Origin of the sequence: Streptomyces sp. GSL17-111 (assembly GCF_037911585.1) — a bacterium.
Taxonomy (GTDB): Bacteria; Actinomycetota; Actinomycetes; order Streptomycetales; family Streptomycetaceae; genus Streptomyces.
The window spans coordinates 1,540,202-1,555,054 of sequence record NZ_JBAJNS010000001.1 but is presented as its reverse complement, the minus strand read 5'-3'; the positions used below and the strand labels follow the sequence as shown (position 1 = coordinate 1,555,054).

Below are 14,853 nucleotides of genomic sequence, written 5' to 3'. Positions count from 1 at the left end.
CGGCGGGGTGGCCGGGGAACGTCAGGTGCGGAGGTGGGAGGCGCCGTTGAGGTCCAGGACGGTACCGGAGCTCCACTGGGCCTGGGGCGAGGCCAGCCACAGCACGGCGGCCGCGACCTCCTCCGGGGTGGCGACCCGGCCGAAGGGGCTCTGCGCCCGGATGCGTTCCCCCTCCGCGCCACGGAGCCGGTGGGCGACGCGGTCGGTGTCGATGAAGCCGGGCGCCACCGAGGCGACGGCGATCCCGTGCGGGGCGAGCGCCACCGCCAGCGACTGGCCCAGCGCGTGCAGCCCGGCCTTCGTCGCGCCGTAGGCGGGATGGTCGGGCTCACCGCGGAACGCCCCGCGTGAACCGACGTTGACGATCCGGCCGCCCGTCCCCTGGGCGATCATGTGCCGCGCGGCGGCGTGGGAGGCGTGCGCGGGCGCCAGCAGGTTGACGGCGACGTGGCGTTCCCAGGCGTCCGCCCACTCCGCCGCGCCCGTCCCGACCGGTGGGTGCGGCGTGTTGACGGCGGCGTTGTTGACCAGCACGTCGACGCCGCCCAGTGCGGCGGCGGCCGCGTCCACGAGGTCCGCCGCCCGCCCGTGCGCCCCCAGGTCGGCCCCGAGCACCACGTGACCGGTGCCGTCCAGGCCCGCCGCCGTGGCCTCCGCCTCGGCGCGCCGGGTGCCGTAGTGGACGGCCACCCGGTCCCCGGCGGCGGCGAACGCCCGCGCCACGGCCCGTCCGAGGCCGCGCGCCGCGCCCGTCACCAGCACCCGTCGGCCCGTGGCGGGGAAGCCGGCGGAGTCGGGGGCGTCGGGTCGTCGCGGAGCGGGTGCGGCGTCGTCCGGCACGGGGCGGTCCTCTCGGATCGGGCGGGGCCTCACCCTACGACGCGGGCAGCCGGGCGGAGTGGCGCAGGTCGGCGGTGAAGCGCGCGGCCTCCTCCCGGCTGATCCGCCCGCTCGCCCGCGAGACGACGACCATGCCCGCCGTGCTGTGGTCCGCCCACATGCAGAACTGCGTCTCCTGCGGCTCCTCGGAGCGCAGACCGGTACCCACGGCCAGCCGGCACTTCACGACGGCGTCCTCGGCCCCCTGCGGGGTGACGCGCTCGGGCTCGCCGCGGAGCTCCGTCGTCGGGTCGGGTGCCTGCGCCACGGCGGCGTCGAGCTGGGCGAAGGCGGCGTCCACGGCGTGTGCCGGGTCCTCGACGCGGCCGTAGGCCCCGGCGAAGATGGCGAACTGCTCCTCGCCACGGGCGTAGTTGGCGTTGACGGTCGTCGCGTCCTCGACGCCGAAGGCCTCGACGGTCCGCTCGGCGCCCTCGGGCAGGACGGCGTCACCGGTGCGGTAGGACGTACCGGCCGCCTCCGGTGGCAGCAGCCGGTGCGGCCCGTCGTCGGGGACACCGTCGTGGTCACCGGCGAGGAGGACGACCCCGGCCGTGACGACGCCCACGGTCAGCCCGCCGAGGACGAGGCCGAGGGCACCGACCCTGCGGCGCGAAGGGGCGGGGAGGGTGCTGGTGCTCAAGGGGGGCCTACCTCCGGTACGGGCCGGTCAGCGCTGCCCTGAGCGGCGCCACCACGTGCGGGACCGGGCCATTACAGACCACGGCACGGCCGTCCGCCTAGAGCCGCGCCCCCGATCGTTACCAGTGAGTAGGGCGGTCGAGTCCGGGCGGCAGCGTGGTCGAGGCGTCGCCGCGCGCCGCGTTCACCTGGGGACGGGTGAGGAAGAGGGCGCCGGTCAGGTCGGCTCCCGAGAGGTCCGCGCCGCGCAGGTCGGCCCCGAGCACGTCGGCCTCGCGCAGGTCCGCTCCGCGCAGGTCCGCTCCGATGAGGTACGCCCCCCGCAGGCCGGCGCCGCGCAGCCGCGCGCCCCGCAGGCGGGCACCGACGAGATCCGCGCCCCGGTGGTCGCGGCGGCGGCCGGGCACGCCCGACCGCACCAGCTCGCTCACCCGCGCGAGCAGCGCGCCGACGACCCGCCGCTCGCCGGGGACGTCCACCGCCGTCACCTCCGCCGCCCCACCCCGCGTCAGCCGCTCCACGCGGTCCCGCACGGCCCGCAACTCGCCGTGGAGGGGCGCGGCGCCGGGCAGCGTCAGCGCCTCGGACACGTACCACAGCAGCTCGTGCAACTGCCGCATCACGGGCAGGACGTCGAACATCGGCCGCGCCGTCTCCGGGGCCGACCGCCAGTCCTTCCCGCCGAAGGTCACCTGGGAGACCTTCTGACCGGCGCCGAAGCAGTCGAAGACCGTGCAGCCGGGGAAACCGCGCTGCCGCAGGTCGGCGTGGATGCCGCAGCGGAAGTCCGCCCGCAGGTGGCCGCAGGGCTCACCGGCCGCCTTGTCCACCGCGAAGTCCGCCGAGGCGGTGAAGGGCAGTGCCACGCAACACAGCGCGAAGCAGCTCCCGCAGTCCGCGCGCAGTGCGGACGGCGGGTGCGCTCCCGTCGGCGCTGTGCTGTCGGTGGATCCGGCCTCTCCGGCGTCGTTCGTCATGGTTCCCGATCCCCCGTCCCGTGGCGTCCGGGCCCATCGTGCCTGATCGGGGCAGCCGGGGGCCGGGAGGGGGCCCGGCAGGGGGTCGGGCGGGAGTCGGGAGGACGGTATCTGACGGACTATCGTGTGCCCATGGCCGTGCCTGAGTTGATCCGTATCGTGTCGCGTTCCTCCCCGATGGCCCTGGCCCAGGTCGAGCGGGTGCGCGCCGAGTTGGCCGTACTGCACCCGGGCGTGCGCACGGAGGTCGTCCCCGTCACCACCGCGGGCGACCGGTGGATGGGCGACCTGGCGCGGCTCGGCGGGAAGGGCGCGTTCACCAAGGAGGTGGACGCCGCGCTGCTGGCCGGTGCGGCCGACCTCGCGGTGCACTGCGTCAAGGACGTCCCGGCCGACCGTCCGCTGCCCGCCGGTACGACGTTCGCCGCCTTCCTCAAGCGCGACGACGTGCGCGACGCCCTGATCCACCCCGGCGGCCTCACCCTCGACGAGCTGCCGGCCGGTACCCGCGTCGGGACGTCGTCGGTGCGCCGCAGAGCGCAGCTCGCCGCCTCGCACCCGCACCTGGAGTGCGTGCCGATGCGCGGCAACGCCGGGCGCCGGATGGAGAAGCTGGCGGCCGGGGACGCCGACGCGCTGCTGCTGGCCGTCTCCGGGCTGGAGCGCATCGGGCGGATGGACGTCGCCACGGACATCCTGTCGGTGGAGACGATGTGCCCGCCGATCGGCGCGGGCATTCTCGCCCTCCAGTGCCGGGAGGACGACGCCGAGCTCATCGACGCCGTCAGCGGCCTCGGCGACCCGGCGACCCACCGCGAGGCCACCGCCGAGCGGATGTTCCTGCACGTGCTCCAGGGGCACTGCAACAGCCCGATCGCCGGGTACGCGCGGGCCGGGCACGGCGATCTGTCGCTGCGGGCCTGTGTGTTCACGCCCGACGGCAAGACGGTGCTCAACGCCCACGAGTGGGCCGGCCGACTCGACCCGGCCACCCTCGGCACGTCCGTCGCCGTCGCGCTCCTGCGGCAGGGCGCCCGCGAGCTGATCGACGGCATCGCGCACTGACCGCGCACCTGAACGGGGAGTACGACGCCCCGTTGACCCCCGGACCGGGGCGACGTCACCGTCCACGTCGCCGGCCCGGAGGCCGGCGTCCGGGCGGAGGGCAGGGCCGGGTTCCTCGTCGCGCCCCGGCTCCTCCTCGCCGTGGGGACGCTTCCGCCGGCCGCGCTCACCCGGTACCTCCTGCGGCGCCGCCTCAGCGGTTCTCGCCGGGTACCCACAGCACGTCGCCCCGGGCCTTGTTCGCCGTGCGGGCGAGGATGAACAGGAGGTCGGAGAGGCGGTTGAGGTAGGTCGCGGTGAGCGGGTTCATCGTGTCGCCGTGCTCGGCCAGCGCCGCCCAGGTGGAGCGTTCGGCGCGGCGGACGACCGTGCACGCCTGGTGCAGCAGGGCGGCACCGGGCGTCCCGCCCGGCAGGATGAAGCTGCGCAGCTTCTCCAGCTCCGCGAGGAAGGTGTCGCAGTCGGTTTCCAGCCGGTCCACGTACGTCTGCACGACCCGCAGCGGCGGGTACTTCGGGTCCTCCACGACGGGCGTCGAGAGGTCGGCACCGACGTCGAAGAGGTCGTTCTGCACCCGGGTGAGGACCGTGACGACGTCCTCCTCCAGGCCGCCGAGGGCGATGGCCACACCGATCGCCGCGTTTGCCTCGTTCGCGTCGGCGTACGCCGAGATGCGGGTGTCCGTCTTCGCCGTGCGGCTCATGTCGCCCAGCGCCGTCGTGCCGTCGTCGCCGGTGCGGGTGTAGATGCGCGTCAGGTTGACCATGGGGCCGAGGTTAGCCCGGCCCGGCACCCGGCCGGGAGCGGGCCGGGGGAGCAGGACGGGGGAGCGGGACGGGGGAGCCGTCCGCCCGCCCCGACACGCCGTGCCGCGCGCGGACGCCCGCGTTCCGGTGGGCTCCGGGCCCCCGGCCGGCGGCCCGGGGGGACCGGCTCCGGCCGTCAACTGGCCGGGAGCGCGCGGCCGATAACGATCCGATGTGATGTCCGTCTGGTGAGACGTGACGCGCATCTCTTCGCCACCCACGTCCCGCTCACGGACGCTATGGTCCGCCTGAGAGCACTCACAGGTGACTGTTTTATGAGGGGACACGACGTTGGTAGCCAGGAAGCTCGCCGTCATCGGAGCCGGACTCATGGGTTCCGGCATCGCGCAGGTCTCCGCCCAGGCGGGCTGGAACGTCGTGCTGCGTGATGTCACCGACGAGGCGCTGGCCCGGGGCCGTGGCGGCATCGAGGCCTCCTACGCGAAGTTCGTCGCCAAGGGGAAGCTGACCGCCGAGGACGCCGAGGCCGCGCTCGCCCGGATCACCACCACGACGGAGCTCGACGCCGCCGCCGACGCCGACGTCGTCGTGGAGGCCGTCTTCGAGAAGCTGGAGGTCAAGCAGGAGATCTTCCGCACGCTCGACGGGCTGGTGAAGGACGAGGCCGTCCTGGCGTCCAACACCTCCGCCATCCCGATCACCAAGATCGCCGCCGCCACCCGCCGCCCCGAGCGGGTCGTCGGCACCCACTTCTTCTCGCCGGTGCCGATGATGCAGCTGTGCGAGCTGGTGCGCGGCCTCAAGACCAGCGACGAAACCCTCGCGGCCGCGCGCGAGTTCGCCGAGGGCGTGGGGAAGACCTGCATCGTGGTCAACCGGGACGTCGCCGGGTTCGTCACCACCCGGCTCATCACCGCCCTGGTGGTCGAGGCGGCCAAGCTGCGCGAGTCGGGCGTCGCCAGCGCCGAGGACATCGACGTCGCCTGCAAGCTCGGCTTCGGGCACGCGATGGGCCCCCTGGCCACCGCTGACCTCACGGGCATCGACATCCTGCTCAACGCGGCGAACAACATCTACACCGAGTCGCAGGACGAGAAGTTCGCGGCGCCCGAGCAGATGCGCCGCATGGTCGACGCGGGCGACCTGGGCCGCAAGAGCGGTGAGGGCTACTACCGCTACTGAGCGGCCCGCGCGGCCGGACGGCGGCACACGTCACCCGACGGGGTGAATTCCGTATCGATTCACATACGGACAGCAACTTCACCACCGGACCCACGGTCAGGTGTGGTGAGACATTCGGATATGAAGGTTCACGCAGCGTAAGAGCCACGGGCACCGGGAGCGGGTTATGCAGATCAAGGGCGACCACGCCGAGCTGTACGTCGGGGGACGCCTCGACGTGCGCAGCGCAGCGGACGCCCGATCCGCCCTGCACACCGCGCTCGACGGCGGCAACGGGGACCTCGTCCTCAGCCTCGCCCAGCTCGACTCGTGGGACGCCACCGGCCTGGGCGTCATCATGGGCGCCCACCGCCGCGCCGGCCGTTGCGGCCGGCGCCTGGTGCTGCGGGACGTCCCGCCGCAGATGCAGCGCCTCCTGGTGGCGACCCGGCTGCACCGCATCCTCGCGATCGAGGGCGAAACGCTCACAAAGCCATGACGATTCCGCCGCGCGCGGGGGTCGGGCTGTATCGGGGCCCGGTCGGCGTCTAGGGTTCGCTTCACTGCCGGGAAGGGCCCAGGGAGTACCGCACGCACCGCATCTGGGGGACTTTCACCATGCACCCGCCCCACGGTGGACCTGAGGACACGGACGGCCGCGAGAGCCACGACAGCGGAGCTCTGGCCCGGACGGTCCAACTGGTCGCCGGTGACTACCTGCTGACCGTCAACCCCGTGGACGGCAGCGAGATCGAGCCATGTCCGCCGGACCGCAGGCCCACCGCGCCGCGCCGCCGTACGCCCGAGCAGCGCGCCGAGCGCCGGCGCACCGCCACGCCGCCCGCCCCCGTCGGCGAGGCCGCCCTGGAGCTGCCCCTGCTGGAGCGGGACGAGGAGCGTCAGCGCCTCGTCAGACTTCTCGCGCGCGGCCGGTCCGTACGGCTGAGCGGGCCCTCCGGCGCCGGCCGCACCGCCCTGCTGGACGCCGTCGCGGCCGACTGCGCCGACCTGGCCCCGGACGGCGTCGTGCGGCTGAGCGGCCACGGGCGCGGCGTCGGCGACCTGCTGTACGAGCTGTACGCCACCGTCTACAAGACCTCCCGGCACCGGCCGCAGGACGACCGGCTCCTCGACCTCCTCGCGGACGTCGGGGCCGTCGTCGTCCTGGACGACCTCCAGTTCGGCGGCGAGGCGCTGGAGGAGCTGCTCGACGCCACCCCCGAGTGCGCCTTCCTCCTCTCCGCCACCCCCGACGTCCCGGCCCCCGCCCCCGGCTCGGACCTCGAAGAGGTCTTCCTGCGCGGCATCAGCCGCACCGCCTGCGTCGACCTGCTGGAGACCGCCACCGGCCGTCCGCTGCGGGAGCAGGAGGCCGACTGGGCGGGTGACCTGTGGTTCGAGTCCGAGGGCCTGCCGCTGCGCTTCGTCCAGGCGGCCGCCCTGCTGCGCCGGCGCGGGGTGCCGGACGAGGAGGAGGGCGACGCGGTCGTCTCCCTCGACAAGGCCGTCTCCCTCGACCCGGCGGCGGAGGACGACACCGCGTCGCTGTCCGTCGCCTCCGTCACCGCAGCGGAGCTGGCCGGAACCCTGAGCGACCAGGGCCGCGAGGTACTGCACTTCGCCGTGGCGCTCGGCGGCGCCGTCCCCCAGGCGGCCCACCTCCCGGCCCTCCTCGACGACCAGCACGCCGACGCGGCGCTCGCCGAGCTGACCTCCGCCGGCCTCGCCACCGCCGCCGGTGCGCACTACCGCCTCACGGCGGGCGTCACCGAGCAGCTCGCCGCCGCCGGGTACGACGAGGACGCGGGCACGCGGGCCCGCACCGCCGCCCAGCACTACGCCTGGTGGGCCGGCCACCCCTCCGTCACTCCCGAGCGGGTGGCCACCGAGGCCGACACCCTCCTCGCCGCCGTCGCCGGTGCCCGCGCCGCCGGGCACGACAGCACGGCCGTGCTCCTGGCCCACACCGCCGCCCCCGTCTTCGCGGCGGCCGGGCGCTGGTCGGCGTGGCAGCGCGTCCTCACGGCGGGCGTCGAGGCCGCCGCCCAGACGGGGGAGCTGGCCGAGGAGACCTACTTCCACCACGAGCTGGGCGTGCACGCCCTGTGCGTCGGCGACCCGCACCGCGCCCGCACCGAGCTCGAGACGGCGATGGAGCTGCGGGGCCGCCTCGCCGACCGCGACGGCTCCTTCGCCAGCCGCCGCGCGCTCGCCCTCGTCGCCGACGCCCTCGGCATGCCGCTCGCGCTCGGGGCCGCCGACCCGCCGCCCCCCGGAGCCGAGGCCGACACCGCCGTCGTGCCGTCCGTCGCCCCGGCGTCGGGCGCCCCGGCGTCGGGCACGCGGGACTTCGGGACCAGCACCCTGCCCACGGTGGGCGGGGGCGAGGCGCCGGACGGCGACACCCGGGCGGCCCGCAGGCTCATGCTGACGGGCACGCGGCGCAACGTCGTCGCGGCCGCCGCCGGCGCGGTCCTCGCGATCGTGTTGGGGACGGTGGTCACGCTCAGCAACCTTTCGGACGATTCCAGCGGTCCCGGTGACCGTGTGCAGCCGGATCGTTCCAGCACGTACGACATCGACGACCGGAACCCGGCCGACGACAGCGCGTCGCCCACCGAGGCGGAGGACTCCTCGGAGGGCCCCGCCTCGCCCGGCGGCGAGCCGACGGACGACGGCGGCCCCTCGGGTTCGCCCACCGACGCCGAGTCCGAGGGCACTCCCACGGAGAGCGGCTCGTCGCCGACCGAGGACGACGCGTCCCCCGACGCCCCCGGCGACTCCGGCGGCACCGGCGGTGAGCCGACCGACGACCCGACCTCGGAGGAGCCGAGCGAGGAGCCCTCGGAGGAGCCGAGCGAGGACCCGACCACCGACCCGACCACGGAGGAGCCGAGCGAGGAGCCCTCGGACGAACCGTCGGACGACTCGGGCGGTGCGGACGGCGGGGGTGCGGCGGACGGCGGTGGCACCGGAGAGACCTCGTCCGGGACGTCGGCCGCGGGGCCGCAGCCGGAGCCGACGACGAGCGGCGACGACGCGTCCCCCACGCAGGACGCCGAGGGCCGGGTCATCTGACCCCCGGCGCCGCGCGCCCCGTGCGGCGCCCCGGCCCGCCGTCAGAACAGCCGCAGCTTCTCGTCGTCGATCCCGCGCAGGGCGTCGTAGTCGAGGGTCACGCAGTCGATGCCCCGGTCGGTCGCGAGGACGCGCGCCTGCGGCTTGATCTCCTGGGCCGCGAACACGCCCTTCACCGGCGCCAGACGGGGGTCGCGGTTGAGCAGGTCCAGATACCGCGTCAGCTGCTCGACGCCGTCGATCTCGCCCCGGCGCTTGATCTCGATGGCGACCGTCGCCCCGTCCCCGTCCCGGCACAGGATGTCGACGGGGCCGATGGCCGTCGGGTACTCACGGCGGATGAGGGACCAGCCCGGGCCGAGGGTCTCCATGCGGTCGGCGAGCAGTTCCTGGAGGTGCGCCTCGACGCCGTCCTTGATGAGCCCCGGGTCCGTCCCTAGTTCGTGGCTCGAGTCGTGGAGGATTTCTGCCATCGTGATGATCAGTTTTTCGCCCGCCTTGTTCACCACGGTCCACACCCCGTCCTCGGCCTCCTTGAGCGTGCACGGGGGAGACATCCAGTTGAGGGGTTTGTAGGCCCGGTCGTCGGCGTGGACGGATACCGAACCGTCGGCTTTGACCAGAATCAGCCGGGGTGCCAGGGGGAGGTGGGCCGTGAGCCGGCCGGCGTAGTCCACCGAGCAGCGGGCGATGACGAGACGCATGGGCGCACGCTACTCGACCCCCGCACGCCGGAGCGATTCGCCCCTGCTTCTCCCCGTTCATGCGTGGCCTGTTGTGTGCGCAACCCTATGGTCGGGCGCCCCTCGCGGCCTTACGGTAGGTGATGGGGGCGTCGCCGAACGACATACGCAGGACGGGCGGGGCCCCTTGTTCCGTCCGTACGGCTCTGGGTCCGTCCGGGGCCGCGAGAGGAGAACCCCATGTCGCTCGACGTCTCACCGGCCCTCCTGGCACAGGCCGAGCGAGGCGAGGTCGACGAAGCCGCCTTCGTCGACTGCGTCAAGAACTCCCTCCCCTACGCATGGGAGATGGTCAGCTCCCTCGTCGCCCGACTCCAGGTCGACGGCGGGGACTTCGCCGACAACCAGACGCCGCCGCCGGACGAGCAGGCGCGCGGTCAGCTCCTGCGGGCGCTGGCCAGCGACGCGATACGGGGGGCGCTGGAGCGGCACTTCGGGGTGCGGCTCGCCTTCCAGAACTGCCACCGCGTGGCGGTGTTCCCGCTCGACGCCTCGGTCGACGAGCGCCTGGAGCGCTTCACCTCCGTGCGGGGGCAGTTGCTCAACCAGTCGCCGGTGCTCCGGGACTGCTGACGGTTCGCACCGGCTGCTGCCGCTCCCCGGCACCGAGGAGCGGCAGCACGTCGGTGCCGAGGCGGTGGACGTTCGCCTCGGTGGCCGTGAGGTCGCCGGAGCCTTCGGCGAGCAGGGCGAAGCGGCGGACGCCCGTGCGCTCGGACGTCCGCGCGAGCCGCTCCGCGCACAGCTCGGGCGGACCGACGGGATGGAGGTCGCACAGCAGCTCCGTGTAGGCGACCGGGTCACGCATGGCACGCTGGCGGCCGTCCACGGTGACGTGGGCCGCGAGCCCCTGCCGCAGCCAGCCCGGCATGGCCTTGAGCAGCGTCTCGGCGGCCTCGGCCCGGCTGTCGGCCACCTGCGCGACCCCGGCCGAGACGTGCTCGGCCGCGAGGGCGTCGACGTCCTCGGGCGCGCGTCCGGAGGCGAGCGCCTCGTGCCGCCACAGTGCGGTCATGCGGGCCTTCTCCTCGTCGCCGCAGTGCATGCCGAGCAGCATCGGCAGCCCGCGCCGGGCGGCGGACCGCACCGAGGCGTCGGAGACGCAGGCGACGACGACGGGCGGGCCCGACGGCGGCCCGGTGAGCGCCTCCGCCGCACACGGCACGACGGGCACCTCGCGGAACCGGTACCGAGGGCCGTCCGCGCCCACGCGGCTCTCCCGCAGCCAGCGCAGCAGCAGGTCCAGGGCCTCGGTGTAGCCCTCCTCGTACGCCTCCAGCCCGCCGCCGAAGACCTCCAGGTCGACCCACGGCCCGCCCCGCCCGACGCCGAGGGTGAACCGGCCGCCGCTGGTGTGGTGCAGCAACGCGGCCTGCTCGCCGAGGGCGACCGGGTGCGCGGTGGGGAGGACGCTGACGGCGGTGCCGACGCCGATGCGCCGGGTGCGGCCGAGCAGGAAGGCCGCGAACGTCGCCGCCGAGGGGCAGGTCCCGTAGGGGACGAAGTGGTGCTCGGCGAGCCAGACGGCGTCCAGCCCGGCCTCCTCGGTGGCCGTGGCGGTCCGCACCGCCCGGTGCAAAGCCTCCCCCTGGCCCTGCCCGGGGAACTGTGCGGCCAGTACGAACGTACCCACCCGCATGGTCATCGCCTCCTCGCGCCGACCGGGGATCACCCGACGATCACCCCAACGCACTAACGCATGACACGTGCCAAAGGCACGCTCACGCCAGCGAGTTGGTCCGATCATCAGCAGAACGAGTGACGGTGGCGGTGGGCAAGCGGGACAAAGGGTCCGGTACGGCACGCACCCCCTCTCCCGCCGTGCGGCTTCCTGCTGTTTAATTGCACACCGTTCGCAATAACGTCACCGTCTCAGCAAGGGTGTGGGTCATGACCGGCCGACGGATACGCACGACGGCCGCCGCGGTGGCGGCGGTACTCCTGGGGGCCGCCGGCTGTTCCTCGCCCTCCGAGGGCGGCGGGGGCTCGCCCGACGCCTCCTACGTCGTCGGCATCGCCACCGAACCGGAGACCCTGAGCCCACTCCTCGGCTACGGCAAGGACGGCAACTCCAAGATCTTCGACGGCCTGCTGAGCCGCGACGCCGACCTGAAGCTGACGCCCGCGCTCGCCGCCGAACTGCCGGAGCGGAGCGAGGACGGCCTCACCTACACCTACACCCTGCGCGAGGACGTCACCTTCTCCGACGGCACGCCCTTCACCGCCGCCGACGTCGTCTTCACCTACGAGACGATCCTCGACGAGGGCACCAACAACCCCGCGCGCGGGGAGCTCGACGTGGTCGAGAGCGTCACCGCCGAGGGCGACCACCGCGTCGTCTTCCGCCTGAAGTACCCCTACGCCGCCTTCCCCGAGCGCACCGTGCTGCCGATCGCCTCCGAGGCCGTGGCGGGGAAGCAGGACGTCAACACCGGCGCGTACAACACCGAGCCCGTCGGCACCGGCCCCTACGTCCTCACCTCCTGGAGCCGGGGCGAGAAGCTCAGCTTCCGCGCCAACCCCGACTACTGGGGCGGCGAGCCGGAGGTCGAGAAGCTGACCATGGCCGTCATCGGCGACGACGACATCCGCGCCACCCGGCTGCGCTCGGGCGACCTGGACGCCGCCGTGCTGCCGCCCGACCTGGCGCGGACGTTCGCCGACAGCGCGGGCAAGGAGATCGTCGAGGCCACCTCCGCCGACTTCCGGGGCGTCACCCTGCCCACGGAGAACGAGGTCACCGGGGACCGTGCGGTGCGCCGCGCGCTGGACATCGCCGCCGACCGCACCTCGATGGTGGACAACATCCTCGACGGCGCGGGCCGGGCCGCGCACGGCGCGGTGCCGACCGGCAGCCCGTGGTTCGCGGAGGGCACCGAGCGCCCGCACGACCCCGCCGAGGCGAAGAGGATCCTCAGCGAGGCGGGCTGGGAGCCCGGCGAGGACGGCGTCCGGGTGAAGGACGGCCGCCGGGCCGCGTTCACGCTCTGGTACCCGGCCGGGGACCAGGTCCGCCAGGAGCACGCGCTCGCCTTCGCGGGGGACGCCAAGGAGATCGGCATCGACATCACCGTCGAGTCGGGCACCTGGGAGGTCATCGAGCCCGCGATGAAGGAGGACGCGGTGCTCGCCGGGGGCGGCAACCCCACCGACCCGGACTTCGACCTCTACACCCTCTTCCACTCCGACCTCGCGGGCGACGGCTTCCACAACATGGCCCGCTACGCCAACCCCGCCGTCGACGAGAAGCTGGAGGAGGGCCGCCGCTCCGCCGACCGGGAGGTGCGCGAGGCCGCCTACGACGCCGTGCAGCGCGAGCTGCGCGACGACCCCGGCCACATCTTCCTCACCCACATCGACCACGTGTACGTCATGAGCGGTGACTGGGAGAACGTCACCACCCAGGTCGAACCGCACGACCACGGCCTCGGCACCGGCCCGTGGTGGAACATCGAGGACTGGCGGCGCGGGAAGTGACCGGGCCGACCCCCGGCGTCTCCCTCACCAAGGCCACGCCGGACGCCGCACCGGCCGCGGCCGGGCACGGGCGGACGCCGGGCGGCACCGCCCGTACCGCCCGCTCCGCCCGCTCCGCCCGCGCCGGCCTGCCGTGGCGGCCGATGGCGGTCCTGGTCGGACGGCGGCTCCTGGCCGCCGTGCCGGTGCTCGCGGCCGTCACCCTCGGCCTGTTCGCGCTCGCCGCCGCGTCGCCGTTCGACCCCGTCAAGCAGTACGCCGGGGACGCCGCCCTGCGGGCCGACGCCGCGACGCTCGCCCAGCTCCGCGAGAACCTCGGCGTGGACGCCCCCTTCACCGAGCAGTGGTGGCGCTGGCTCACCTCCGCGCTCGGCGGCGACCTCGGGGACTCCAGCACCCTGCGCCAGCCCGTCGCGCAGGTCGTCACCGAACGCATCGGCTGGTCGGTGCTGCTGTGCGCGGTCGCCTTCGTCCTGGCCGTCGTCATCGGCGCCCTCCTCGGGGTGGCCGCCGCCCGCCGCCAGGGCGGCCTGCTGGACCGGTGCGTCACCGCCACCGCCTACGTCCTCCAGGCCGCCCCGCCGTTCTGGCTCGGTCTGCTCGCCGTCTGGCTCTTCGCGCTGCAGCTCGGCGTCCTGCCCGCCGGCGGACTCACCGACACCGGCAGCGACACCGTCACGGCGGGGTCGCTGCTGCGGCACCTGACGCTGCCCGCCGCCGTCCTGGCGCTCTCCCAGACGCCCTGGTTCGTGCTGTACGTGCGGCAGGGCGTACTGGACGCCCTGCGGGAGGACCCGGTGCGCGGAGCGCGGGCCCGGGGTCTGAAGGAGCGCACGGTGCTGTACGGGCACGCCCTGCGCTCCGGGCTGCTGCCCGTCCTGACCCTCATCGGCTCCCGGGTGCCCGAACTCATCACCGGAGCCCTGCTCGTGGAGACGGTGTTCTCCTGGCCCGGCATCGCCTCGGCCACCGTGCGCGCGGCCACCGCCAGCGACTTCCCGCTGCTCGCCGCCCTCACCGTGCTCGCCACCCTCGCGGTGCTGCTCGGCAACCTCATGGCCGACCTGCTCTACGGGCTGGCCGACCCCCGCGTCGCGCTGGAGGAGATGTGACGGCCCCCGCCGCCGACCCGTCCGCCGCCAAGACCCCCGGCGGCCCGTCCGCCCCGGCGCCCGGCGGGGAGTGGAGCGCCCCCGCGTCCGCCCGCCGCGGCCGCCGCGACCACCGCACGCTGCGGGTCCGCACCTCCGTCGTCCTCGGGGTGGCGCTCGCGCTCGCCGTGCTCCTCGTGCCCGTGCTCGTCCCGCTGGACCAGCAGGCCGTCGACCTGGCGAACAAGCTCCGGCCGCCGTCCTGGGAACACCCCTTCGGCACCGACGACGTCGGACGGGACGTGCTGCTGCGCTGCGTGTACGGGCTGCGCGTCTCGCTGCTCGTCGGCCTGGTGGCGGCCCTGGCCGCCTCCGTGCTCGGCGTGTGCGTCGGCGCGCTCGCGGCCTCGCTCGGCGGCTGGGTCGACCGCCTGGTGATGCGCGTGGTCGACGGCATCTCCTCGGTGCCGCACCTCCTGCTCGGGGTGTTCATCGTGGCGATGTTCCGCCCCGGCGTCTGGCCCGTCATCCTCTCCGTCGGGCTGACGCACTGGGTCTCCACCGCCCGCATCGTGCGCGCCGAGATCCACTCCCTGCGCGCGCGGCCCTACATCGACGCGGCCGTCTCCGGCGGCGCGTCCCGGTGGCGCGTCACGGTCCGCCACCTCGTCCCCGGCGTCTGGCCGCAGGCCGCGCTCGCGGCGGTGCTGATGGTGCCGCACGCCATCTGGCACGAGTCGGCGCTGTCGTTCCTCGGCCTCGGCATCCCCCCGCACCAGGCCAGCCTGGGCACGATGACGGAGGCCGCGCGCGGTTCGCTGCTCGCCGGGGACTGGTGGCCCACGCTGTTCCCCGGGCTGTTCATCATCGTCCCCACCCTCGTCATCGCCGGACTGGCCGGCGCGTGGCGCGAGCGGATCAACCCACGCCGCCGATCGGAGCTGATGCTGTGAGCGCGCCCCTGCTGACGGTG

The 14,853-nt window shown here is 74.5% G+C and carries 14 protein-coding genes; 8 read left to right on the top strand and 6 right to left on the bottom strand.

The annotated features are described in order from the left end of the window. Positions 1–21: 21 nt before the first annotated feature. From V6D49_RS06595 to V6D49_RS06585, 3 genes are all read right to left on the bottom strand, one after another. A complete protein-coding gene (locus V6D49_RS06595; RefSeq protein ID WP_340557930.1) occupies positions 22–840 on the bottom strand; it encodes an SDR family NAD(P)-dependent oxidoreductase in 819 nt (272 codons plus the stop codon). Positions 841–874: 34 nt separating this feature from the next. Further along, a complete protein-coding gene (locus V6D49_RS06590; protein WP_340557929.1) occupies positions 875–1,522 on the bottom strand; it encodes a hypothetical protein in 648 nt (215 codons plus the stop codon). Between the two features lie 118 nt (positions 1,523–1,640). Beyond that, a complete protein-coding gene (locus V6D49_RS06585) occupies positions 1,641–2,498 on the bottom strand; it encodes a pentapeptide repeat-containing protein (protein ID WP_340557928.1) in 858 nt (285 codons plus the stop codon). Between the two features lie 132 nt (positions 2,499–2,630). Between V6D49_RS06585 and hemC the strand changes: the two genes are divergently transcribed. Continuing rightward, a complete protein-coding gene (hemC, locus tag V6D49_RS06580; protein WP_340557927.1) occupies positions 2,631–3,563 on the top strand; it encodes a hydroxymethylbilane synthase in 933 nt (310 codons plus the stop codon). A 193-nt stretch (positions 3,564–3,756) separates the two neighbouring features. Here hemC and V6D49_RS06575 read toward each other — a convergent pair whose 3' ends face one another. Beyond that, positions 3,757–4,329, bottom strand: a complete 573-nt coding sequence (locus V6D49_RS06575; RefSeq protein WP_340557925.1) for a cob(I)yrinic acid a,c-diamide adenosyltransferase — start codon at positions 4,327–4,329, stop codon at positions 3,757–3,759. 331 nt (positions 4,330–4,660) lie between these two features. Here V6D49_RS06575 and V6D49_RS06570 point away from each other — a divergent pair, with 331 nt between their 5' ends. From V6D49_RS06570 to V6D49_RS06560, 3 genes are all read left to right on the top strand, one after another. Next, on the top strand, positions 4,661–5,512 hold the full coding sequence (locus V6D49_RS06570) for a 3-hydroxyacyl-CoA dehydrogenase family protein (RefSeq protein WP_340557924.1): 852 nt from the start codon (positions 4,661–4,663) through the stop codon (positions 5,510–5,512). A 166-nt stretch (positions 5,513–5,678) separates the two neighbouring features. Further along, positions 5,679–5,990 carry an STAS domain-containing protein gene (locus V6D49_RS06565; protein ID WP_340557923.1) on the top strand — a complete coding sequence of 104 codons (312 nt, stop codon included), beginning with the start codon at positions 5,679–5,681 and terminating at the stop codon, positions 5,988–5,990. A gap of 119 nt (positions 5,991–6,109) precedes the next feature. Further along, the gene (locus V6D49_RS06560) at positions 6,110–8,569 is read left to right on the top strand and encodes an ATP-binding protein (RefSeq protein WP_340557922.1); all 2,460 of its coding nucleotides are present in this window, start codon (positions 6,110–6,112) and stop codon (positions 8,567–8,569) included. Between the two features lie 41 nt (positions 8,570–8,610). On the opposite strand, the gene nucS is transcribed toward V6D49_RS06560, so the two are convergent. Beyond that, positions 8,611–9,273, bottom strand: a complete 663-nt coding sequence (gene nucS / locus V6D49_RS06555) for an endonuclease NucS (protein WP_340557920.1) — start codon at positions 9,271–9,273, stop codon at positions 8,611–8,613. Between the two features lie 219 nt (positions 9,274–9,492). On the opposite strand from nucS, the gene V6D49_RS06550 reads away from it, so the two are divergent. Then, a complete protein-coding gene (locus V6D49_RS06550; RefSeq protein ID WP_340557919.1) occupies positions 9,493–9,885 on the top strand; it encodes an SCO5389 family protein in 393 nt (130 codons plus the stop codon). Here V6D49_RS06550 and V6D49_RS06545 read toward each other — a convergent pair. Then, positions 9,854–10,951, bottom strand: a complete 1,098-nt coding sequence (locus tag V6D49_RS06545; protein ID WP_340557918.1) for an LLM class flavin-dependent oxidoreductase — start codon at positions 10,949–10,951, stop codon at positions 9,854–9,856. The two genes, V6D49_RS06550 and V6D49_RS06545, sit on opposite strands and share 32 nt — an antisense overlap. A gap of 251 nt (positions 10,952–11,202) precedes the next feature. Here V6D49_RS06545 and V6D49_RS06540 point away from each other — a divergent pair, with 251 nt between their 5' ends. From V6D49_RS06540 to V6D49_RS06530, 3 genes are all read left to right on the top strand, one after another. Then, positions 11,203–12,789 (top strand): ABC transporter substrate-binding protein, encoded by a 1,587-nt coding sequence (locus V6D49_RS06540; protein ID WP_340557916.1) that lies wholly within the window; start codon positions 11,203–11,205, stop codon positions 12,787–12,789. A gap of 143 nt (positions 12,790–12,932) precedes the next feature. Continuing rightward, positions 12,933–13,901, top strand: coding sequence for an ABC transporter permease (locus V6D49_RS06535; RefSeq protein WP_340563729.1), 969 nt, complete (start codon positions 12,933–12,935; stop codon positions 13,899–13,901). Then, the gene (locus tag V6D49_RS06530; RefSeq protein WP_445330477.1) at positions 13,898–14,833 is read left to right on the top strand and encodes an ABC transporter permease; all 936 of its coding nucleotides are present in this window, start codon (positions 13,898–13,900) and stop codon (positions 14,831–14,833) included. Before V6D49_RS06535 ends, V6D49_RS06530 begins: the two co-directional genes overlap by 4 nt. Positions 14,834–14,853: the final 20 nt, after the last annotated feature.

Bases quoted from the DNA above. Each gene is read 5' to 3' on its own strand.
- V6D49_RS06585 (WP_340557928.1), bottom strand. From the start codon at position 2,498: ATGACGAACGACGCCGGAGAGGCCGGATCCACCGACAGCACAGCGCCG.
- hemC (WP_340557927.1), top strand. From the start codon at position 2,631: ATGGCCGTGCCTGAGTTGATCCGTATCGTGTCGCGTTCCTCCCCGATG.
- V6D49_RS06575 (WP_340557925.1), bottom strand. From the start codon at position 4,329: ATGGTCAACCTGACGCGCATCTACACCCGCACCGGCGACGACGGCACG.
- V6D49_RS06565 (WP_340557923.1), top strand. From the start codon at position 5,679: ATGCAGATCAAGGGCGACCACGCCGAGCTGTACGTCGGGGGACGCCTC.
- V6D49_RS06560 (WP_340557922.1), top strand. From the start codon at position 6,110: ATGCACCCGCCCCACGGTGGACCTGAGGACACGGACGGCCGCGAGAGC.
- nucS (WP_340557920.1), bottom strand. From the start codon at position 9,273: ATGCGTCTCGTCATCGCCCGCTGCTCGGTGGACTACGCCGGCCGGCTC.
- V6D49_RS06550 (WP_340557919.1), top strand. From the start codon at position 9,493: ATGTCGCTCGACGTCTCACCGGCCCTCCTGGCACAGGCCGAGCGAGGC.
- V6D49_RS06545 (WP_340557918.1), bottom strand. From the start codon at position 10,951: ATGCGGGTGGGTACGTTCGTACTGGCCGCACAGTTCCCCGGGCAGGGC.
- V6D49_RS06540 (WP_340557916.1), top strand. From the start codon at position 11,203: ATGACCGGCCGACGGATACGCACGACGGCCGCCGCGGTGGCGGCGGTA.
- V6D49_RS06535 (WP_340563729.1), top strand. From the start codon at position 12,933: ATGGCGGTCCTGGTCGGACGGCGGCTCCTGGCCGCCGTGCCGGTGCTC.